The sequence below is a fragment of the Ruegeria sp. CDSB029 genome, from assembly GCF_059611125.1.
The window spans coordinates 29,242-49,568 of record NZ_JBXWOX010000012.1 but is presented as its reverse complement, the minus strand read 5'-3'; the positions used below and the strand labels follow the sequence as shown (position 1 = coordinate 49,568).

Here is a 20,327-nt window from a genome sequence, read left to right as displayed (position 1 = left end):
CTCATGCGGTATTTGATTCTCAGCCTTTTTCTCGCCAGCCCAGCGCTTGCCGACCCTTCTATGATTGAAAACGTGGCGGCCAGCCAAAGCGGCGACACGTGGCGATTCGACGTGACGATCCGCCATCCCGATACCGGGTGGGATCACTATGCCGATGGCTGGCGTGTTCTGGACATGGACGGCAATGAACTGGGTATGCGCGTATTGCATCACCCGCATGAGAATGAGCAGCCCTTTACACGCTCACTATCCGGTGTTGCGCTTCCAGATGGCGTGACACAGGTTCAGATTCAGGCGCGGTGCAGTGTCGATGGCTGGGGTGACGAGACCACGCTGGTCCTGCTGAACTGATCTTCAGAACACACCCAGCGCCAGACCCGCACCCAACGCAGCCCCAATATCATGGCACTCATCCAATTGGTTTTGCGGAATGGTCTTTTCGGCCAGAATAGCCTCGGGCGTCTGCGCATGGGTGCAGATGATCAGCGGCGGCTGAACCTCTTTCAAACGCCAACCAGTTGCAATGCGCGCGGTTTGGCGGGCCGCGTTCTCGCCATCGGACCCGGCACAGATCATCTGCGCATAAGGCCGTCCTTCGATCTTGCCCAGCACAGGGTAGTAGCAGCGGTCAAAGAACTCTTTCATCAGACCTGAAATTGCCGCCAGATTCTCGGGCGCGCAGAAGATATACCCATCAGCGGCCAGCAAATCCTCAGGGGTCGCCTGATCTGCAGTTTTCAGAACCGTTTCCGCTTCGTCCCGCGCTCCAGCCGCGGCGGCTTGGGCCATTTGACGGGCTCCGCCGGTGCGCGAATGGTAGACGATCAGAAGCTGCGCCATATCAGACTCGGTGATAGGGACCGCCCGACAGGATGGTCGCGGCCCGGTAAAGTTGCTCGGACAGCATCACACGGACCAGCATATGGGGCCAGACCATCGAACCGAATGAGATGGAAAAATCGGCCTCGGCCCGTAGATCAGGGTCTATTCCGTCCGCACCGCCAATGATCAATGCCAGATCCTGCCGCCCGGCATCACGCCAGCCCCCCAGTTTCTTGGCAAAATCGGGCGAGGACATCACCCGCCCGCGTTCATCCAGCGTGCAGATCACCGCGCCTTTGGGCAGGGCCTTGCGCAGCAACGCGGCCTCGGCCCCCATGCCTGCGTTTTTCTTGTCTTCGACCTCGACCACGCGCGCAGGACCAAGGCCCAGCGCGCGGCCGGTCCGGTCAAATCGGGTCAGATAATCGTCAAGCAGGGACTTTTCCGGTCCGGCACGCAATCGCCCGACCGCACAAATGCTTATACGCATATTTCTCTCGCCTCCGGCCTGTTAATGCAGGCCGGGATGGCGCCTCAGTTGGCCGAGGCGCTGCCGCCCTGAGGCAGCCACATCTTTTCCAGCTGATAGAATTCACGCACTTCGGGGCGGAAGATATGGACGATCACGTCGCCCGTATCGATCAGCACCCAGTCGCCGGCATCTTTGCCTTCGACCTTCGAGGTGAAACCGAATTCCTGCTTGATGCGATCCGTCAGCTTTTCCGCCATAGCTGAGACCTGACGGGTCGACCGACCCGAGGCAATCACCATGTGATCCGCAACCGACGATTTGCCTTGCAGGTTGATCTGCACGACGTCTTCGGCCTTGTCATCGGAAAGTGAGGAAAGGATACGTTCAAGCAGCTTGTCGCTGATTGACTGAGAGTGGGCCATTACATTGGCCCCATCATCGGCGGGCAAACCCGCCTGTGTATGTAGAGACAGGACATAGTCCTCCTTTGTTGCGCGCCGCCAAACCCCGGCGCAGGGGTACTAATAAGGTAACAAGGGGAATGCAACATTTCAATGAACGGGCGCTTTGGGGGCCGCACAGGCGTTCACTCTTTGGCGATCTGTTGCTGCTCTGCGCCGTCCGACAGCAACCGAACCTCGCGCTGAGGGAAGGGAATCGATATCCCTTCGGCCTTGAAGGCGTCCCAGAGGGCGAGGTAAACATTGCCCCGAATATTGGTAAGCCCCTTGGTCGGATCGCTGATCCAGAACCGCAGCACATAGTCCACGCTGCTGTCGCCGAACCCGGTTATATGGCAGACCGGCTCATGTGAACCGCCGCTGAGAACACGTTTCACCGATTTAACTGCCCGGATCGCGGTTGCGCGCACCAGGTGCGGATCGTCGTCATAGCTGGTGCCGAAATCCAGATCCAACCGCACATATTTGTCCGAATGCGACCAGTTCACGACCTGATTGGTGATCAGATCCTCGTTCGGGATCAGGTATTCACGCCCATCTCGGGTGACCACTGATACATAGCGCGCGCCCAGCGCGTTGATCCATCCGAAGGTGTCGCCCAACGAAATCACGTCGCCCGGTTTGATCGAGCGGTCCATCAGGATGATGATCCCAGAGATCAGGTTCGACACCACCTTTTGAAGACCAAAACCGATGCCCACGCCGATCGCGCCTGACAACAGCGCGATCCCAGTCAGATCAAACCCAAGCGTGCGGATGGCCGCCATAAAGACAGCGCCGTACAGCAGAACCTGAATGCCTTTGGCCAACAGAACCTGCATCGAAGGCGTGATATCGTCGTTCCTCTGCAATCCCCGCTCGGCCGTGCGGGTCCCGATGCGGGCCAACGTCAGCAGCACGCCGATCAGCAATGCGGCCTTGAGAATTCCCAGTGCCGAGATGTGCAAATCACCGATGGAGATCGCTACGCCGTCCAGAAACTCGGCTACGTCATCGGTCAAATTCAGCGCAACCAGCGTTGCATAGACCCACATTGCCCATTTGAAGATCCGCCGCAGCGTACGGTTGCGGACAAGTCGCGCCACCAGCGCAATCGCCAGCCATGCGGCGGCCAATGTCGCGATCACGCCGATAATGTAACTGTGCGACGGCCAGGTCACATTCTGCATGAACAGGTACAGCGTCCAGGACAACAGAACGAAATAGACCAGTGTTAGGCGCTGCATCAGCTGAACCAGAGTGCGCAGCCGCCATTTGGGCCAGCCGGTGCGGGCACGTGCCCAGGCCTCCCACCGGTTTTGCGTAACCAGCTTGAGCACATATGCCAAAGCCCACAGGGCGAGGATGATGATCAACTGGTGCCGCCGCCAACCCGGCGTAACGATCAGATCGGCAAGTTTGCCGAACTGCACGGAAAACCCCGCGACCATGTTTTCATAGAGTTCCGACAGCGAGCTGGGGATCAGGTCTTGGTTCATACAGGTCTCCTGAACCGCAGCTTGGACAGCAACTCGGGGTGATGCAAGCCCGAGGCCGGATTGAACCTTGATTGACGGGCACACGCGATATATCTGAGGCGCATGAGAGTCTATTTGGCCCCTGCTCCGACACTGCAAGACCGCACGCGCCTGCGTGAACGGTTCTTTGGGGCCGCCCGCACGGTTCTGGCCCGCCTATAAGCGGCGCCCAGCCACTCGCCAGCTATTTCTCATTAAATACGGGAGAGGACCGATGTCCCCCAAAACACTCTATGACAAGATCTGGGATGCCCATGTCGCGCACGAAGCCGATGATGGCACCTGCCTGCTTTATATCGACCGCCATCTGGTGCACGAAGTCACCAGCCCGCAAGCCTTTGAAGGCCTGCGGATGGCGGGTCGTCCAGTACGCGCGCCGGAAAAGACCATCGCCGTGCCGGACCACAACGTTCCGACCACTGCGGATCGGGTGAACGGGATCGAAAACCCCGAATCACGCATTCAGGTCGAAGCGCTGGACAAGAACGCGAAGGATTTCGGCATTCACTATTACCCGGTGAATGACGTTCGTCAGGGCATCGTGCACATCGTCGGCCCCGAACAGGGCTGGACCCTGCCTGGCATGACCGTTGTATGTGGCGACAGCCACACGGCCACTCACGGCGCGTTTGGTGCTTTGGCCCACGGCATCGGCACGTCCGAGGTTGAACATGTTCTGGCCACGCAAACCCTGATCCAGAAGAAATCCAAGAACATGAAGGTGGAAATCACCGGCAAGCTGCAGCCGGGTGTGACCGCCAAGGACATCACTCTGGCTGTGATCGGTGAGACCGGTACTGCCGGCGGAACCGGCTATGTTATCGAATATTGCGGCGAAGCGATCCGCGATCTGTCGATGGAAGGCCGCATGACCGTCTGCAACATGGCGATCGAAGGCGGTGCACGTGCAGGCCTGATCGCGCCGGACGAGACCACCTATGAATATGTCAAAGGTCGCCCCCACGCGCCGAAAGGTGCCCAGTGGGAAGCCGCTCTGACATGGTGGAAAACGCTGTTTACCGACGATGACGCGCATTTCGACAAGGTCATCACCCTGCGCGGCGAAGACATCGCACCTGTCGTGACCTGGGGCACCAGCCCCGAGGACGTACTGCCGATCACCGCAACTGTACCGAACCCCGAAGATTTTGAAGGTGGCAAGGTTGACGCAGCCCGCCGCTCGATCGAGTACATGGGTCTGGAAGCCGGTCAAAAGCTGAGCGACGTCGAGATTGACACCGTTTTCATCGGGTCCTGCACCAATGGTCGCATCGAAGACCTGCGCGCCGCGGCCGAGATCCTGAAGGGCAAAAAGGTCAAGGACGGCATGCGTGCCATGGTCGTGCCAGGTTCGGGTCTGGTTCGGGCGCAGGCCGAAGAAGAGGGTCTGGCCGAGATTTTCAAGGATGCCGGTTTCGAATGGCGTCTGGCCGGATGTTCGATGTGTCTGGCGATGAACCCCGACCAACTGCAGCCGGGCGAACGCTGTGCAGCGACCTCAAACCGCAACTTCGAAGGCCGTCAGGGCCGGGGCGGACGTACCCATTTGCTGAGCCCTGCAATGGCTGCCGCTGCGGCAATCACAGGACGGCTGACAGACGTCCGTGAATTGATGTAAGGTCCCATCACATCTAGATATTTGAGGGATTGAAAACATGAGTGACTGGGTCAAATGGCTCCTGCTGGGGCTTCTGTCCATAGCGTTCGGTATCTTTGTACTGGGCGCGCCAGTTGTGGCGTCTGTCGCCGTGACGGTTGTAACCGGTGTGTTGCTGCTGGTCTCGGGCGCGCTGCAAGTTGTTGGCGGCTTTACGGTTGAAGGTACCGGCAACAAAATTCTGTCACTCATCATGGGTGCGGTGATGCTGTTTCTGGGCTGGTCCTTTCTGGATCACCCGCTGCAGGGAACCCTGACACTGGCAACCGTGATGCTGATCCTGTTCATGGCAGGCGGCATCGCGCGGGTCATTCTGTCGTTCCAGATGAAAGGAACACAGTTTTTCTGGCCCACGATGATCTCGGGCGTCTTGTCGATCGTCCTCGCGGGTATCATCTGGACATATGTGGGAAGCGATCCTCAGGTGCTGCTGAGCATTTTGGGCATTTTCCTGGGCATTGAGATGCTGTTCAACGGGTTCGGATTGGTCTTCATGGCGTTCTTCATCAGAAACGCACCCAACGACGCAACAACAGAAGCGAAACAAGCTTAAACGCGGGATACGGGCGCGGCCCTCTCTCGCAGGAGTGTAGACATGGAAAAGTTTGACAAAGTCCACGGGGTGGCCGCCCCAATGCCGCTGATCAATATCGACACCGATATGATCATCCCGAAGGTGCACCTGAAAACCATCAAACGGTCCGGCCTTGGTGTCGTGCTGTTTGATGAGATGCGCTACCATGAACATGGTGGCGAAAACGAAGACTTCGTGCTGAACAAACCCGCCTATCGTCAGACAGAGATTCTGGTTGCCGGTGACAATTTCGGCTGCGGCTCGTCGCGCGAACACGCACCCTGGGCAATCAAGGATTTCGGCATCAAGGTTGTGATCTCGACCAGCTTTGCCGACATCTTCTTCAACAACTGCTTCAAGAACGGCATCCTGCCCATCGTGGTCGAAGAAGAACACCACGCGATCCTGATGGAAGATGCGCATAAAGGCGAAAACGCCCGCATGACCGTGCATCTGGAAGATCAGCAGATCACCACCTCGGATGGCGTTGTGATCGAATTCAGCGTCGACCCACATCGCAAGCATTGCCTGCTGAATGGTTTGGACGATATCGGCCTGACGATGGAGAAAGATCACCACATCGACAAATTCGAGGACCACGCAAGCCAGGCCCGCCCCTGGGTGTGATTCCAAGAACGAATCTGTGGATACTCAACCTATCGGGGTCGCCTAGGCGGCCCCTTTCGCGTTCTTGGGGTTGAAGTCCCGGCAATCACAACATGTAGCGGCCACTCCCCAATACACGCCTAATTTGCGGCACGGATGATGCAAAGGTGCACCAGTTTTGCCATCATTTTGCCCAAAATCACATGTTTTCTACGCCTTGGCTTGAGCGGATTGTCGCTTATCGTCAATGTTGGCGGTATTGGTGGTCTCTGGCAAAAAATGTCGGATGCAAGATGGGACAAAGCCGTCAAAGAAATAGAAACGGTCAATCCGTTTTGAAAGGGTTTGGATAGTGATTGCGCGCACAACAGGGGCGGCGATTCGGGGAGTTTTGGTCGCACTACTGGTGCTGACACCTGCGTTGTACCTGCCAGTAACGTCTACGAATGGGACCGAGATTGTCGTCTTTCTCGCCATTCTCGCGTTTTTCCTGACATTCGCTGAATACAACTCTGCCTTTCCCAGCTTTATCGAGTTCCGCGACGCGCCGCCCGTGAACCGTTTGCGCTTTGTCGGGCTGATGTCGATGGTCACCTTCCTGACGTTGATCTGCAAAAATGCGTATACGCCGACCGGCCTGACGACGACCTTCTATTCCTTTGGCTTGGGCGTCGCAAATGTGGTCGACTTTCCCTATTCGCCAGTGCGGCTGATCATCCTAATGCTGCCGACTGATGCAAGCGCGCCCCTGATCGAACTTGTCCGTATTTCTGCCAGCGTCGCGTATGTCGCTGCTTTGGTGACGATCGCCAGCTTTGCCTACGCGGTGAAAGTGCGCGGCTGGCCGACCGGAAACGGCGCCTTCAATGTCTGGACTAATCTTCCGCTGTTCGACCCCACCAAAGGCGGTGATGTGGTAACGCGCCTGCAGCGCGACGGACGACTGAACATTTGCATCGGCATTCTGCTGCCGTTCCTGATCCCGGCCCTGATCAAACTGCTGACTGACTATGCCGATCCGATCTCTCTGAGCAATCCTCAGACGCTGATCTGGACGCTCAGTGCTTGGGCTTTCCTGCCCGCCAGCATGATCATGCGTGGCATGGCGACCCTGCGCATCGCCAATTTGATCGTCGAAAAACGGCGCGCTTATTCCACAGCCGAGTCTACCCAGACCGCATGATCCGCATCCTGATCTTGCTGCTGTTGCCCGTTATGGCGCAGGCAGAGACGATCCGTATTGCCACCTTCAACACAGAGCTCAGCCGCGATGGCCCGGGGTTGCTGTTGCGCGATATTCGCCGCGGTGATGATCAGGTGATGGCGGTTGCTGCGGTTCTAGCGGAAACCCGCCCCGATATCATTGCTTTGCAGGGGATCGATTGGGATTTTGAGGGGCTGGCGCTGGCGGCACTGGCAAATCGGCTGCGCGAGGCCGGATTGGACTATCCCCACACACTCACAGCCCAACCAAATTCCGGCCTGGAAACGGATCTTGATCTGGACGGAGATGGTCGAACCCACGGCCCCGGCGACGCGCAGGGTTGGGGTCGCTTCACCGGACAAGGTGGGCTGGCCGTGATGTCTCGTTACCCCATCACTTCGGATCAGGTTCAGGACCTGTCCAACGTGCTATGGCTGGAACTGCCCGGCGCTGAACTGCCCCAACATGACGCAGGCCCCTACCCGTCAGAACCGGCGCAGAATGTCCAGCGGCTTTCATCCGTGGCGCATTGGATTGTGCCCATTGAAACTCCGGCGGGGCAGCTGGATTTGATGACTTTTCATGCCTCACCCCCCGTGTTTGACGGACCCGAGGATCGCAACGGCCTGCGAAACCGGGATGAAATTCGCCTTTGGTCCGCAGTCATGGACGGGCAAGTCGGGCGCAAACCCGGTCGTCTGTTTGTCATCGCGGGTGACGCCAATCTGGACCCAGTGCGGGGTGATGGACGCAATGAGGCGATCCAAGAGTTTTTGAACGACCCCCGCCTTCAGGACCCGTCACCCGAAGACCCCTCAGGCGACTTGACCACGGTGGTCTGGAAAACGGTTGGTCCAATGCGGGTCGATTACGTCCTGCCATCCGCCCAATGGCAAGTGTTGGATTCCGGGGTGCACTGGCCCGCCGCAGGCACTGAAGAACGCAAAACCGCCGAACGCGCAAGCCGTCACCGGCTGATCTGGGTCGACCTGACACTGCCTCGCTAATACGGCCTTTTGCGCCATGATCTGGCCCGCAAAACAGACCTGACGCAATTTTCAGACGCTAACGGAAACAAACCTGTATTTTCCTTGCCCTCTGGCGGGATCGTCTCATTGACCCGATGCCGAACAGGCGCTAGGGCCTGTGCTGTAAAACGCAAGGAGATCCTTCATGTCCAACCCCTCGCTCCTCATCCTGCCCGGAGACGGAATTGGCCCCGAAGTCATGGCCGAAGTGCGCAGAGTCATCGACTGGTTTGGTGCGAAACGCGGCCTGGAATTCGACGTGAGCGAGGATCTGGTCGGCGGTGCAGCCTACGACGCGCATGGCAAGCCCCTGTCGGACGAGACCATGGCCAAAGCGCAAGAGGTCGACGCGGTTCTTCTGGGTGCCGTTGGCGGCCCGAAATATGACGATCTAGACTTTTCACTGAAGCCCGAGCGCGGCTTGCTGCGCCTGCGCAAAGAGATGGACCTGTATTCCAACCTGCGCCCGGCACAGTGCTTTGACGCGTTGGCCGATTTCTCGTCGCTGAAGAAAGACATCGTTGCCGGTCTCGATATCATGATCGTGCGCGAGTTGACCTCGGGCGTCTATTTCGGTGAGCCGCGGGGCATCTTCGAGGAAGGCAATGAGCGTGTTGGCATCAACACCCAGCGCTATACCGAATCTGAGATCGAGCGCGCCGCGCGCTCGGCATTTGAGCTGGCAATGCGCCGGAACAAAAAGGTCTGCTCGATGGAGAAGGCCAACGTCATGGAATCGGGCATCCTGTGGCGCGAAGTTGTGAACCGTGTGGCCAAGGATTACCCCGAGGTCGAGCTGAGCCATATGTATGCCGACAATGGCGCGATGCAGTTGGTGCGTGCGCCCAAGCAGTTCGACGTCATCCTGACAGACAACCTGTTTGGCGACATCCTGTCGGATTGCGCGGCGATGCTAACCGGCTCGCTGGGTATGCTGCCGTCGGCAAGCCTGGGTGCCCCGATGGCGAATGGTCGCCCCAAAGCGATGTACGAACCGGTCCACGGTTCGGCCCCGGATATCACCGGTCAGGGAAAAGCTAACCCAATCGCCTGTATCCTCAGCTTTGCCATGGCGCTGCGCTACAGCTTTGATCAGCTTGAGGAAGCAGATCGTCTTGAAACAGCGATCGAGAAAGTGCTGGCCGACGGTGTTCGCACGGGCGACCTGCTGGCAGATGAAGGCGTCACGCCGGTTTCGACCACGGAAATGGGTGATGCGATTTTGGCCGCCCTTGACGACAGCCTCTGATCAGGCGCTCATTCAATTCAAAAGGCGGTGCCCAGCGCACCGCCTTTTTTTTAATTTCCACCGAATATGTTGTTCAGCAGATTGTTGATGGCCCGATCCAACCCGGTTTGGGTCTTTCGGCGCTGCTGCTGCGGTTGCGCTGTTCTGACCGGTGGGTCCGGCGCCAACATCGGCAACGGCGTCGGTGTCATGCCTTCGGTCACGCGCAGCATGGTTTCTTTCCAGATTTCAGCCGGCAACCCGCCTCCGGTCACACCGGATAATGGGGTGTTGTCGTCATAGCCCATCCAGATGCCCGTTACGTAATCGGCCGTGAACCCGATGAACCACGCGTCCCGCGCAGCCTGCGTCGTGCCGGTTTTACCCGCCACCTGCCAACCAGGCAATTGTGCACGCGCACCGGTTCCCTCGGACACAACACGCTCCATCATCCAGGTCAGTTGTTTGGCGGCTTTGTCGTTGATGACCCGCTCACCAATGCCGGTTGTCGTCACCATGACCGGGGTTTGATCGCCCAACAGCTTCAATTCGGTCAGCCCATAAGGTTCCACCGCCGAGCCACCGTTCAGGATGCCGGCGTAAGCCCCCGTCATCTCGATCAGCGTGCTTTCCGACGCGCCCAGCGCCAGAGCGGGGCCTTGCGCCAGATCACTATCGATGCCGAATTCGCTGGCCACCGTGCGGACATTGTCCAGTCCTGCGATCTCAGCCACTTTCACCGCCGGGATGTTTAGCGAGTTTTTCAATGCATCTGCCAGTGTGACGCGCCCGTAAAACTTGTTGGTGTAGTTCTTGGGACACCATTGGCCAGAGCCTGGAATGTTCACGCAGTAGGGCTCATCCACCACCGTATCCAATGGCGAATAGCCAAGCTCAAGCGCGGTGGCATAAACGAAAGGTTTGAAGGAAGACCCCGTTTGCCGCAGCGCCTGCGTGGCTCGGTTGAATGCGCCGGACACGCGGGTCTTGCGCCCGCCAACCATGCCGCGCACAGCCCCGTCCGCCGACATCACCACGATCGCGGCTTGCGCCTTTGATCCTTCGCGGACCTTCTCCTGAAAGATGAACTTCAGCGCCTCTTCGGCCGATTTTTGGATACGTTGATCCAGTGTGGTGCGGATCACCACATCTTCGGTCGTGTTGCGTGTAAAGAACTCGGGTCCGCTGGCCATCACCCAATCGGCGAAATAGCCCCCCGCCCGCGCAGCAGCGGCTTCGGACAGTTGCGCGGGATTGCTGCGCGCACTGCTTGCTTGTGCCGAGGTCAGATACCCCTGTGCCTCCATCAGGCCAACCACCAGCCGCGCTCGATCCTGCGAACGTTGAAGGTTATTCGTCGGTGCATAGCGCGTCGGTGCCACCAGCAGACCAGCCAGCATAGCAGCCTGCGACGGGCTGACCTCAGCCGCCGAAATCCCGAAATAGCGTTGGCTTGCGGCCTCGAACCCGCGCGCACCCGCGCCCAGGAAGGCCCGGTTCAGATAGATGGTCAGGATCTCGTCCTTGGAATACTTGACCTCCATCGCCATCGCATAGACCGCCTCTTTGGCCTTGCGCCAAAGCGAGCCTTGACGGCAATCGGACTCGTAGGCAGCTTCGGATTCCCATTCACTGGGCTCATAAGGCACACCCAGACACAACAGCTTGGCCGTCTGCTGCGTGATGGTCGACCCACCATGCCCCGACAGTGGTCCGCGCCCTTCGCTCAGGTTGATGCGCACAGCGCTTGCGACACCGCGCGGGCTGACGCCGAAATGGCGATAGAACCGCTTGTCCTCGGTCGCGACGACCGCGTTTTTCAGATGGGGCGATACGGTATCGGCCGTGATGACACCACCGAACTGATCACCGCGCCAGGCGAAGACCTTGCCATCACGATCCAGCAGGGTCACCGACCCGCGTGCGCGACCATCCAACAAGGCATCGACATCTGGCAAAGAGGAGTAGACAACGCCGACCGCCAAAGCCAACAGCATCGCGGCCACGGCGCCCACACGCCAGGTCACACCCCAAATCAACCGCCAGATCCAACGGAACATGCGTCGAAAGAAGCCGCCGCCACCACCGGACGTCTTGCGGGTCTTCTTTCGGGCGGTTTTGCGAGTCGACGTCTTGCGCGCCGTCGCCTTTTTGCCGGCGGGCTTTGTCGTCCGCTTTGTTGCAGCGGGTTTACGCCCCTTTGAAGGGTATCTTTTGTCTGCAACAAGCGATGTCTTGCGGCGCCTGGACTCAGTCATGCTCAAACTCTGCCCGGTTATCATTTTGAGGCACCATACCCTGCCACCGGCGCGAAGTAGAGGTATGAAATTCCGCTAACCGGCCTCAATAGTTCGCCTGATTTTTGGGCATCAACATTTTTTTGTGCAAAAATTGTGCACCTAACCCCCCTTTTCCCCTGCGTTCTCCCACCCTGACCGTTTCTTACTGCGGTCAGTCACGCTCTCTTTCTGCAGGTGCAAACAAACCGGTTCCGCCGGAAAGGAAGAGGGGACAGACGTGAAACTGATCATTGCGACAATCAAGCCGTTCAAGCTGGAGGAGGTGCGCGAGGCACTGACCGAAGCCGGCGTGCGCGGCATGATGGTGACCGAGATCAAGGGCTTCGGCTCGCAATCGGGCCACACCGAAATCTATCGTGGGGCCGAATACGCGGTGAATTTCGTGCCCAAGATCAAGCTTGAAATCGTGGTGCCCGCGACGATGGCCGACCAAATCGTCGAGACCATCACCAAAACCGCCAAGACCGGCAAGATCGGTGACGGCAAGATTTTCGTCCTTGATGTCGAGCAGGCGCTGCGCGTGCGGACCGGGGAAACGAACGAAGAGGCGCTGTAAGCGCCGCCACTCACATACATTCGAGGAAGTCACATGAACCTGATGAAATCTCTCATCCCAGCCGCCGCGCTTGTCGTGCTGCCGCAGATGGGTCTGGCGCAAGAGGCCGCCGAGGGCGAAGCTGCGCTGCACACCCAGTATATTTTTACGACCCTGCTGTTTCTTATGGCAGGCTTCCTTGTCTTCTTCATGGCTGCAGGATTTGCCATGCTCGAGGGCGGTCTGGTGCGTTCCAAGAACGTCGCCATGCAGATGATCAAGAACATCGCGCTGTTTTCGATTGCCGCGATCATGTACTGGCTGGTCGGCTTCAACACGATGTATCCGGGCGACTTTAATGGTTTCTTTGCCCTTGGCGGTCCGACCGTACTTGATGCCGTGGGTGTTGCGCCCGCAGACGCGGCGTTAGACTACGCGTCTATCGGTTCGGACTTCTTCTTCCAGCTGGTCTTTGTGGCGGCAACCGCGTCCATCGTGTCCGGTGCCGTGGCCGAGCGCATAAAGCTGTGGCCCTTCCTGGTCTTCGTCATCGTGCTGACTGGTATCCTCTACCCGATCTCGGGGTCGTGGAAATGGGGCGGCGGCTGGCTGGATGCCATGGGCTTTTCCGACTTCGCCGGTTCGACAGTTGTGCATTCGGTCGGCGGCTGGGCCGCTCTGGCGGGCTGCCTGATCCTTGGCCCGCGTGTTGGCAAGTATAAGGACGGCAAAGTCCACCCTATGCCCGGTTCCAATCTTGCGCTGGCAACTCTGGGAACGTTCATCCTGTGGCTGGGCTGGTTCGGTTTCAACGGCGGATCGCAACTGGCGATGGGCACCGTAGGTGACGTATCCGACGTGTCGCGCATCTTCGCCAACACCAACATGGCCGCCGCATCTGGTGCTATCGCAGCCCTGATCATGACGCAGGTGCTGTACAAGAAACCTGACCTGACCATGGTGCTGAACGGCGCGCTGGCCGGTCTGGTCTCGATCACTGCAGAACCGCTTGCCCCGACCCTGTTCGGAGCGCTGTGGATCGGCGCAGTTGGCGGCATCATCGTGGTCTTCGCGGTTCCGATGCTGGACAAGTTCAAGATCGACGACGTCGTCGGTGCCATCCCGGTTCACCTGTTCGCAGGCATCTGGGGCACCATCGCCGTGATCTTCTACGGCGAAGCAAACCTGATCACACAGCTGACCGGTATCTTAGCTTATGGTGTGTTCACATTTGTTGGCGCGTTGATCCTGTGGACAATTCTGAAGGCGACGGTCGGCATCCGCGTCAGCGAAGAAGACGAGATCAACGGCCTCGACATGGCAGAACTGGGTATGGAAGCTTATCCAGAGTTTTCGAAAGGCTAAGAGCCTGCCACTCGAAAACAAAAAAACCCGGGCGTTCGCGCCCGGGTTTTCTGATTTATTGGCTTGAATCAGACACCGACGTCAATGATCGCCTTGGCCAGAATCGGAACTGTCGTCGCGTTCAAGCCGGCAATGTTCAACCGGCTGTCACCGACCATGTAGATGCCGTGGTCCGCGCGCAGCTTTTCGACCAGTTCCGGTGCCGCCCCCAGACGCGAGAACATGCCGCGGTGCTGGGCGACAAACCCAAAGCGATCGGACCCACTTTGGGCCTGCAGCTCGTCTGCCAGTTGTTGGCGCAAGCCCAGCATGGACAGGCGCACCTCTTCCAGCTCAGCCGCCCAGTCAGCGCGCAGGGCTTCATCATTCAGGATCGTCGTCACCACCCGTGCGCCGTGATCCGGCGGGAACGAGTAGTTCTGACGGTTGAGGAATGCCAGCGTGGACTGGTTCAGAGCTGTCTGCGCCGGGTCATCACTGATGGCCATCAACAGGCCGGTCCGCTCGCGGTAGACACCGAAATTCTTCGAGCAGGACGCTGCAATCAGGCAGCGCTTGACCGACGAGGCCACCAGTCGGGTTGCCTGCGCATCCTCTTCCAGTCCGTCGCCAAAGCCCTGATAGGCGATATCGATCATTGCCACGAGGCCGCGCTCGTTGATCAGGTTCACGACCTCCTGCCACTGCACCATGTTCAGGTTGGCGCCTGTCGGGTTGTGACAGCAGCCGTGCAGCAGGACTACGTCGCCCGCATTCGCGGTTTTCAGGTCCTCGATCATTCCGTCGAAATCAACGCCACGGGTTTCGCCGTCGAAATACCGGTATTGGACCGTCTCCATCCCCAGATAGTTCAGGATCGACAGATGATTGGGCCATGTCGGGTTCGACACGAACACGCGGGCCGAGGGGTTGGCCATGCGGATCATCTCGAATGCCTGACGGCAGGCACCGGTTCCGCCGGGCGTCGCCACGGCAGCGATGTTGCCGCGTGGAACCGAGGTGCCTAGGATCAGGCCAATCATCGCATCGGCATAAGCCGGGTCGCCCGCCAATCCGGTGTAGGCCTTGCTCTCTTGCTCTTCCAGGATGCGCTTTTCGGCCGCTTTCACCGCACGCATCACCGGGGTCACGCCCTCGGCATTTTTGTAAACACCAACTCCCAGGTCGATCTTTTGATCGCGCGGGTCTTCGCGATACGCCTGCATCAGCGCCAGAATCTTGTCGGCAGGCTGCGGTTTGAGGTTTTCGAACATCAGTTCTCTCCGGTTGCGACGGGCAGGGTCGGGAAGGCACCCCATTCGGCCCAGGAGCCGTCATAAAGCGAGTGGTCTTTCTTGCCCATGCGCTCAAGCGCAAGGCTGAGGATTGCGGCGGTCACACCCGACCCGCAGGATGTGATAGCCGGTTTCGACAGGTCCACACCTGCGGACTCGAAGATGGCGCGGCATTCCTCGGGGGATTTCATCGTGCCATTCTTGTTCAGCAAAGTGCCAAAGGGCACGTTGCGCGATCCGGGAATGCGGCCCGTTCGCAGACCTTCACGCGGTTCTGTTCCGGTTCCGGCAAAACGGTCGGCAGAGCGTGCGTCGATGATCTCATGATCTCCCAGCTTGGCGGCGGCAGATACCTGCGTGACGTCACGGACCAGATGGTTCTGGACCCGGACGGTCATGTGGCGGTCGCGGATCACCGGCGGCAGATCTTCGATCTCATGCCCCTCGGCCTGCCATTTCGGCAGACCACCATCCAGAACGGCGATGTTTTCCTGCCCCATCAACCGGAACAACCACCAGACGCGGGCGGCAGACATCAAACCGGCCCCATCATAGACGACAACCTGATGGCCGTCGCCCACGCCCATCGCCCGCAGGCGGGACATGAACTTTTCGACCGGGGGCGCCATATGCGGCAAGTCCGAGCGGTGGTCCGAAATGTCATCGATATCAAAGAACCGTGCGCCGGGGATATGAGCGGCGGCGTATTCGGCCTTTGCGTCGCGCCCTTGCTGTGGCAGATACCATGACCCGTCCAGTACCCGCAGATCCGGGTCCTTGAGATGGGCAGCAAGCCATTCGGTAGAAACGAGGGTTTTCGGATCGTCCTGCATAAAAGCCTCCCCTAAACGCGTTTGGTTTTTCCCTATACGCGCGCGCATGCGGGTTCAAGGCTGGATGGGATGATGACGCTAACGGACGCCTCTGAACCTGCATGTGCGAATGATTGGGACTATGTTGGGCAAAACCAACTGACGCGAGCGCTCTCAGGAACCAGACCTGCGCGCGCACCCGTTTGACCACATGCATACTCTGGGTTGCAAACACCCCAAATAGTGATGCGTGTAAGACTAAAGCCCCGCTTATCGGGCTTATGTCCGTGTGTAATTTATCACTCCACCAAGGGTTGAACCCAAAAAAACGCACTTTCCGCCCCAAAAAGGTCGGTTTTCCCCACGTCAATGTACCCCGGAGTATCTGTGAAAGCGCCCGAACTCAGGCCGTGGAAACAGCCAATACAAATCGGCGCTGAAGCAAAGGAAACGGGCAATCAGGAAAAGAACAAACGCTTTCCCCCGCAGTCTGTAAAATTTTAATCGGCGCGGCACATCTTTCCTACCATTTTGTAAGCGAAAGAAAAAACACAACGTCACTAGGGTGATAGAACAAAAAACCGGGACCCTGGTGCACGTTGAAAAAACTCACTCTACAGGAGAACGAAATGAACACCCCTGGAATTAAGTTTGGCCTCATGACCCTGGGTCTGGCTGCCTTGATCTCACCGATAAGTGCTGCGGCGCAGGTCGCGTGCGAATCGTACACAGTAGAAGCAGGCGAAACGCTGGCGACTATTTCCGAAACGGCATATGGCTCTCGGGATTACCAGATCATCTTCAACGCAAACAGAAACGTCATTGCCGGAAATCCGAACAATCTGACCCCTGGTACAATCCTGAACTTGCCATGCGCTGACGGCCGACTGACCGCCACATCGCAGTTCAACGAAGTTGTTGAGCGAGAGGAAGAAAAAGCCGCAAAAATTAAACCCAGAAACGTTTACGAGCCGCCGATTCGTCTTTTGGCCGGTAACGATTGGGCACCCTATACGGACGAAGGTCTTTCGGGTGGCGGCTTTTTGATGCGGTTGTCGACAACGGCCCTGCATCGTGCGGGCAACAAGCGCGAATACAACCAGGGTTGGGTGAACGATTTCAACTCGCATCTTTACACACTTCTGCCCGCCGGAGCGTATGACATCGCCGTTGCCTGGGTTGTGCCAGATTGCGCAAAAAACCCCGATGCCATGGGTGAAGACAGCCTTTATCGCTGTAACGGGTTCTACGCATCACAGCCATTGTATGAATCGGTCGTTGGGTATTTCACACTGCCCGACAGCAAATATGCTGGCGCAGCCTCCATCGAAGAGCTGGAAGGGGCCGTATTTTGTCGTATGGACGGGTTCTTTACCAATGACTTGGAAGAGGCCGGCCTGGTCGAACCCAAAATCACGCTTGTTCGCCCCCGCACCCCGGAAGAGTGCATCGAGGCGGTCATGAACGGAACCGCGGACGCCACCGGGATGGCTATTCAGCAAGCCAATGGGGCAATTGCGGCTTTGGGTATGGAAAACGAGGTGGTTCAGAATGAGAACTTCACCCATCTGTCCACCATTCGCCTGCTGGCCCATAAATCCAACCCATACGGGCTGCAGTATATCTCGATGCTGAACAATGGCCTGAACGAAATGCGGCAGTCGGGCGAGTGGTACGATATCGTTTCCAGCTCGCTGTCCGAGTACAGCTCTAAGCTGCAATCTGCGTCGAACTGATCGGTTCGTGCAAAAGAACCCGTACACAGCGCGACCCGCGCTGTGTACCACCTCGACATAAAGTCATAGCTTTGTACTTGGGTTACATAATTGTTTCATGTCGCCCACCCTTTCCAGCGAGCGCGTTGCCTCAGGTGACTTCGGCTGGTTGTGCATAATGATGCATGTTCAAAAACGCAGCGCCATTCGTCCCCGCCCTGTAACCATGCGGCAGATCGGCTGCAAAGCGCAGGCCCTGCCCGGCCTGTAGCGGTACCCAGTCACCATCACGCAGAATCTCAAGCGATCCGTTCAGCACAAAAACTTCTTCGGTCACCCCTGCGGCATGGGCTGCGGATTCGTGGCTTTGGTTTGGGGCAAGGTCGACGTGAAACGTTTCGGCGCCCAGCGCCGGATCGAAGGGAAAGACGATCTTGACCTCAATGCTGCCGGGAAAGGTCACCGTGTGAAACACGTCGGTCATGGCGGTATCCCGCAGGGCCGCCGTTCCGATCAACGCACTCAGCGGCAGTTGAAACCCTTTGGCGATTTTCCACAGCGTTGCGATGGTCGGGCTGGATTCGCCTCGTTCGATCTGACCCAGCATGGCTTTGCTGACACCCGTCATCTCGGCCACTTTGGACAGGCTCAACCCCGAGGCCGCCCGCACATCGCGTAGTTTTAACGTAATTTCGTCCGGTGCCATCTTGATCGTCTCTCGAATCCTCTTGTGCGTTATAGCGCACATGTGGTACGTGCGCTATAACGTACGCAACCCGAATATCGCAACCGGGGCAAAAGGGAAACAGCATCATGCCAATGTACCGATCCAGAACCTCAACCCACGGCCGCAACATGGCCGGTGCTCGCGGCCTGTGGCGCGCCACCGGCATGGGTGACGACGATTTCGGCAAACCGATCATCGCCATCGTCAACTCGTTCACCCAGTTCGTACCCGGCCACGTGCACCTGAAGGATCTGGGCCAGATGGTCGCGCGCGAGGTTGAGGCCGCTGGCGGTGTTGCGAAAGAGTTCAACACAATCGCGGTGGATGACGGTATCGCCATGGGCCATGACGGGATGCTGTATTCCCTGCCCTCGCGCGAAGTGATCGCGGATTCGGTCGAATATATGGTCAACGCTCACTGCGCTGATGCGATGGTCTGTATCTCGAACTGCGACAAGATCACTCCCGGCATGCTGATGGCTGCGATGCGCCTGAACATCCCGGCGATCTTTGTCTCGGGTGGGCCGATGGAGGCCGGCAAGATCGACATCGCCGATCTGGACGCCAAGAAGATCGACCTTGTGGATGCGATGGTCGCCGCCGCCGACGACAGATTCACCGACGAACAGGTCCAGCATATCGAAGAAAACGCCTGCCCAACCTGTGGCTCATGTTCCGGTATGTTCACCGCAAACTCGATGAACTGTCTGGCCGAAGCTCTGGGACTGGCGCTGCCGGGCAACGGTTCCACGCTCGCAACGCATGCCGACCGTAAAGAGCTGTTCCTTGAGGCCGGTCGTCGGATCGTTGAGATCACCAAGCGTCACTATGATCTGGATGAAAAAGGCTTCCTGCCACGCGAAATCGCAACGTTCGACGCGTTCGAGAACGCGATGTCGCTGGATATTGCCATGGGCGGTTCGACCAACACGGTTTTGCACCTGCTAGCTATCGCGCATGAGGGTGAGGTGCATTTCACCATGACCGACATGGATCGCCTGAGCCGTCAGGTGCCGTGCCTCTGTAAAGTCGCGCCCAACACCGAAAACGTCCATATGGAGGATGTGCACCGCGCCGGTGGCATCTTCTCGATCCTTGGCGAGCTTAGCCGTGCCGGGCTGCTGCACGAACACTGCAGCACCGTGCATTCAGGCACGATGGGTGAGGCGATTGCCAATTGGGACATCAAGGTAGCCAACAACCCCAAGGCACAGGACCTGTTCAAGGCCGCGCCCGGCGGCGTGCGCACCACGCAGGCCTTCAGCCAGTCGAACCGATACAAGGAACTGGACACCGACCGCGAAGGTGGCGTGATCCGGTCCAAGAAACATGCTTTTAGTCAGGATGGCGGTCTGGCGGTTCTGTTCGGTAACATCGCGCGCGATGGCTGTATCGTAAAAACGGCAGGCGTTGATCCCAACAGCCTGACCTTCACCGGCTCGGCCTATGTTTGCGAAAGCCAGGATCAGGCGGTCAACGACATCCTGACCGGCAAGGTCAAAGAAGGCGACGTGGTGGTGATCCGCTATGAAGGCCCGCGCGGCGGTCCGGGGATGCAGGAAATGCTGTATCCGACGTCTTACTTGAAATCCAAAGGTCTGGGCAAAGCCTGCGCCCTGCTGACCGATGGGCGTTTCTCGGGTGGCACCTCGGGCCTGTCGATTGGCCACGTTTCACCTGAGGCCGCCGAGGGTGGCGAAATCGGGCTGGTCAAGCAAGGCGACAAGATCGAGATCGACATCCCCAACCGGACAATTCATCTGGCCGTGTCTGATGAAGAACTGGCCGCCCGCCGCGAAGAGCAGGACGAAAAGGGATGGGTGCCTGCCGCACCGCGCAAGCGCAAGGTGTCAACCGCGCTTAAAGCCTATGCCAAGCTGGCGACAAGTGCCGCGAAAGGTGCCGTGCGCCAAGTCTGAAGAAGCGGTTTCCAAACCACCCAAACTGCAATAACTTCAAAGGTCTCGCCAGCTCGTATGGCGAGACCTTTTTCTTTTGTATTCAACGACATCCATAGCACAATCGGTGAG

General features: G+C 58.3%; 19 protein-coding genes. 11 read left to right on the top strand and 8 right to left on the bottom strand.

The features are described 5' to 3' along the window. Positions 1-3 precede the first annotated feature (3 nt). Complete coding sequence (locus tag AC2FI8_RS14905; RefSeq protein ID WP_496779877.1) at positions 4-351, top strand: hypothetical protein; 348 nt, start codon at positions 4-6, stop codon at positions 349-351. A gap of 3 nt (positions 352-354) precedes the next feature. On the opposite strand, the gene AC2FI8_RS14900 is transcribed toward AC2FI8_RS14905, so the two are convergent. The 4 genes from AC2FI8_RS14900 to AC2FI8_RS14885 form a co-directional block, all read right to left on the bottom strand. Beyond that, positions 355-840: a flavodoxin family protein gene (locus AC2FI8_RS14900; RefSeq protein ID WP_496779875.1), complete on the bottom strand. Its 486-nt coding sequence runs from the start codon at positions 838-840 to the stop codon at positions 355-357. 1 nt (position 841) lies between these two features. Beyond that, positions 842-1,312: a 23S rRNA (pseudouridine(1915)-N(3))-methyltransferase RlmH gene (gene rlmH / locus AC2FI8_RS14895; RefSeq protein ID WP_496779873.1), complete on the bottom strand. Its 471-nt coding sequence runs from the start codon at positions 1,310-1,312 to the stop codon at positions 842-844. 44 nt (positions 1,313-1,356) lie between these two features. Then, positions 1,357-1,716, bottom strand: a complete 360-nt coding sequence (rsfS, locus tag AC2FI8_RS14890; RefSeq protein ID WP_058276550.1) for a ribosome silencing factor — start codon at positions 1,714-1,716, stop codon at positions 1,357-1,359. 164 nt (positions 1,717-1,880) lie between these two features. Further along, positions 1,881-3,233: a mechanosensitive ion channel family protein gene (locus AC2FI8_RS14885; RefSeq protein ID WP_496779871.1), complete on the bottom strand. Its 1,353-nt coding sequence runs from the start codon at positions 3,231-3,233 to the stop codon at positions 1,881-1,883. A gap of 253 nt (positions 3,234-3,486) precedes the next feature. Here AC2FI8_RS14885 and leuC point away from each other — a divergent pair, with 253 nt between their 5' ends. The 6 genes from leuC to leuB all read left to right on the top strand — a co-directional run bounded on the left by leuC (position 3,487) and on the right by leuB (position 9,590). Beyond that, a complete protein-coding gene (gene leuC / locus AC2FI8_RS14880) occupies positions 3,487-4,890 on the top strand; it encodes a 3-isopropylmalate dehydratase large subunit (protein WP_058276552.1) in 1,404 nt (467 codons plus the stop codon). Positions 4,891-4,927: 37 nt separating this feature from the next. Then, positions 4,928-5,482, top strand: coding sequence for an HdeD family acid-resistance protein (locus AC2FI8_RS14875; protein WP_282152873.1), 555 nt, complete (start codon positions 4,928-4,930; stop codon positions 5,480-5,482). Between the two features lie 42 nt (positions 5,483-5,524). Continuing rightward, positions 5,525-6,130: a 3-isopropylmalate dehydratase small subunit gene (gene leuD, locus AC2FI8_RS14870; RefSeq protein ID WP_058273030.1), complete on the top strand. Its 606-nt coding sequence runs from the start codon at positions 5,525-5,527 to the stop codon at positions 6,128-6,130. A gap of 331 nt (positions 6,131-6,461) precedes the next feature. Further along, positions 6,462-7,292 carry a hypothetical protein gene (locus AC2FI8_RS14865; RefSeq protein ID WP_496726728.1) on the top strand — a complete coding sequence of 277 codons (831 nt, stop codon included), beginning with the start codon at positions 6,462-6,464 and terminating at the stop codon, positions 7,290-7,292. Then, the gene (locus AC2FI8_RS14860; RefSeq protein ID WP_496779868.1) at positions 7,289-8,320 is read left to right on the top strand and encodes an endonuclease/exonuclease/phosphatase family protein; all 1,032 of its coding nucleotides are present in this window, start codon (positions 7,289-7,291) and stop codon (positions 8,318-8,320) included. Before AC2FI8_RS14865 ends, AC2FI8_RS14860 begins: the two co-directional genes overlap by 4 nt. Before the next feature lie 166 nt (positions 8,321-8,486). Then, entirely contained in the window at positions 8,487-9,590 is a 1,104-nt protein-coding gene (leuB, locus tag AC2FI8_RS14855; protein ID WP_496769567.1) for a 3-isopropylmalate dehydrogenase, read from the top strand. Between the two features lie 50 nt (positions 9,591-9,640). Here leuB and AC2FI8_RS14850 read toward each other — a convergent pair whose 3' ends face one another. Then, on the bottom strand, positions 9,641-11,827 hold the full coding sequence (locus tag AC2FI8_RS14850) for a transglycosylase domain-containing protein (protein ID WP_496779866.1): 2,187 nt from the start codon (positions 11,825-11,827) through the stop codon (positions 9,641-9,643). A gap of 259 nt (positions 11,828-12,086) precedes the next feature. Between AC2FI8_RS14850 and AC2FI8_RS14845 the strand changes: the two genes are divergently transcribed. Together AC2FI8_RS14845 and AC2FI8_RS14840 are read left to right on the top strand one after the other, a co-directional pair. Continuing rightward, positions 12,087-12,425 carry a P-II family nitrogen regulator gene (locus tag AC2FI8_RS14845; RefSeq protein WP_058273036.1) on the top strand — a complete coding sequence of 113 codons (339 nt, stop codon included), beginning with the start codon at positions 12,087-12,089 and terminating at the stop codon, positions 12,423-12,425. A gap of 33 nt (positions 12,426-12,458) precedes the next feature. Next, on the top strand, positions 12,459-13,769 hold the full coding sequence (locus AC2FI8_RS14840) for an ammonium transporter (RefSeq protein WP_496779864.1): 1,311 nt from the start codon (positions 12,459-12,461) through the stop codon (positions 13,767-13,769). Between the two features lie 68 nt (positions 13,770-13,837). On the opposite strand, the gene AC2FI8_RS14835 is transcribed toward AC2FI8_RS14840, so the two are convergent. Next, positions 13,838-15,022, bottom strand: a complete 1,185-nt coding sequence (locus AC2FI8_RS14835; RefSeq protein WP_496769563.1) for an amino acid aminotransferase — start codon at positions 15,020-15,022, stop codon at positions 13,838-13,840. Further along, positions 15,022-15,876, bottom strand: coding sequence for a 3-mercaptopyruvate sulfurtransferase (gene sseA, locus AC2FI8_RS14830; protein ID WP_496769561.1), 855 nt, complete (start codon positions 15,874-15,876; stop codon positions 15,022-15,024). Before sseA ends, AC2FI8_RS14835 begins: the two co-directional genes overlap by 1 nt. A gap of 608 nt (positions 15,877-16,484) precedes the next feature. On the opposite strand from sseA, the gene AC2FI8_RS14825 reads away from it, so the two are divergent. Next, positions 16,485-17,591: a peptidoglycan-binding protein LysM gene (locus tag AC2FI8_RS14825; RefSeq protein ID WP_496726735.1), complete on the top strand. Its 1,107-nt coding sequence runs from the start codon at positions 16,485-16,487 to the stop codon at positions 17,589-17,591. 130 nt (positions 17,592-17,721) lie between these two features. On the opposite strand, the gene AC2FI8_RS14820 is transcribed toward AC2FI8_RS14825, so the two are convergent. Further along, positions 17,722-18,276, bottom strand: a complete 555-nt coding sequence (locus tag AC2FI8_RS14820; protein ID WP_496769559.1) for a helix-turn-helix domain-containing protein — start codon at positions 18,274-18,276, stop codon at positions 17,722-17,724. 107 nt (positions 18,277-18,383) lie between these two features. Here AC2FI8_RS14820 and ilvD point away from each other — a divergent pair, with 107 nt between their 5' ends. Beyond that, entirely contained in the window at positions 18,384-20,216 is a 1,833-nt protein-coding gene (ilvD, locus tag AC2FI8_RS14815) for a dihydroxy-acid dehydratase (protein ID WP_496779863.1), read from the top strand. The last annotated feature ends 111 nt before the right edge of the window (positions 20,217-20,327 follow it).

Excerpts from the sequence above, each read along its gene's own strand:
- AC2FI8_RS14905 (WP_496779877.1), top strand. The coding sequence starts at position 4 with ATGCGGTATTTGATTCTCAGCCTTTTTCTCGCCAGCCCAGCGCTTGCC.
- AC2FI8_RS14900 (WP_496779875.1), bottom strand. The coding sequence starts at position 840 with ATGGCGCAGCTTCTGATCGTCTACCATTCGCGCACCGGCGGAGCCCGT.
- rlmH (WP_496779873.1), bottom strand. The coding sequence starts at position 1,312 with ATGCGTATAAGCATTTGTGCGGTCGGGCGATTGCGTGCCGGACCGGAA.
- rsfS (WP_058276550.1), bottom strand. The coding sequence starts at position 1,716 with ATGGCCCACTCTCAGTCAATCAGCGACAAGCTGCTTGAACGTATCCTT.
- AC2FI8_RS14885 (WP_496779871.1), bottom strand. The coding sequence starts at position 3,233 with ATGAACCAAGACCTGATCCCCAGCTCGCTGTCGGAACTCTATGAAAAC.
- leuC (WP_058276552.1), top strand. The coding sequence starts at position 3,487 with ATGTCCCCCAAAACACTCTATGACAAGATCTGGGATGCCCATGTCGCG.
- AC2FI8_RS14875 (WP_282152873.1), top strand. The coding sequence starts at position 4,928 with ATGAGTGACTGGGTCAAATGGCTCCTGCTGGGGCTTCTGTCCATAGCG.
- leuD (WP_058273030.1), top strand. The coding sequence starts at position 5,525 with ATGGAAAAGTTTGACAAAGTCCACGGGGTGGCCGCCCCAATGCCGCTG.
- AC2FI8_RS14860 (WP_496779868.1), top strand. The coding sequence starts at position 7,289 with ATGATCCGCATCCTGATCTTGCTGCTGTTGCCCGTTATGGCGCAGGCA.
- leuB (WP_496769567.1), top strand. The coding sequence starts at position 8,487 with ATGTCCAACCCCTCGCTCCTCATCCTGCCCGGAGACGGAATTGGCCCC.
- AC2FI8_RS14850 (WP_496779866.1), bottom strand. The coding sequence starts at position 11,827 with ATGACTGAGTCCAGGCGCCGCAAGACATCGCTTGTTGCAGACAAAAGA.
- AC2FI8_RS14840 (WP_496779864.1), top strand. The coding sequence starts at position 12,459 with ATGAACCTGATGAAATCTCTCATCCCAGCCGCCGCGCTTGTCGTGCTG.
- AC2FI8_RS14835 (WP_496769563.1), bottom strand. The coding sequence starts at position 15,022 with ATGTTCGAAAACCTCAAACCGCAGCCTGCCGACAAGATTCTGGCGCTG.
- sseA (WP_496769561.1), bottom strand. The coding sequence starts at position 15,876 with ATGCAGGACGATCCGAAAACCCTCGTTTCTACCGAATGGCTTGCTGCC.
- AC2FI8_RS14825 (WP_496726735.1), top strand. The coding sequence starts at position 16,485 with ATGAACACCCCTGGAATTAAGTTTGGCCTCATGACCCTGGGTCTGGCT.
- AC2FI8_RS14820 (WP_496769559.1), bottom strand. The coding sequence starts at position 18,276 with ATGGCACCGGACGAAATTACGTTAAAACTACGCGATGTGCGGGCGGCC.
- ilvD (WP_496779863.1), top strand. The coding sequence starts at position 18,384 with ATGCCAATGTACCGATCCAGAACCTCAACCCACGGCCGCAACATGGCC.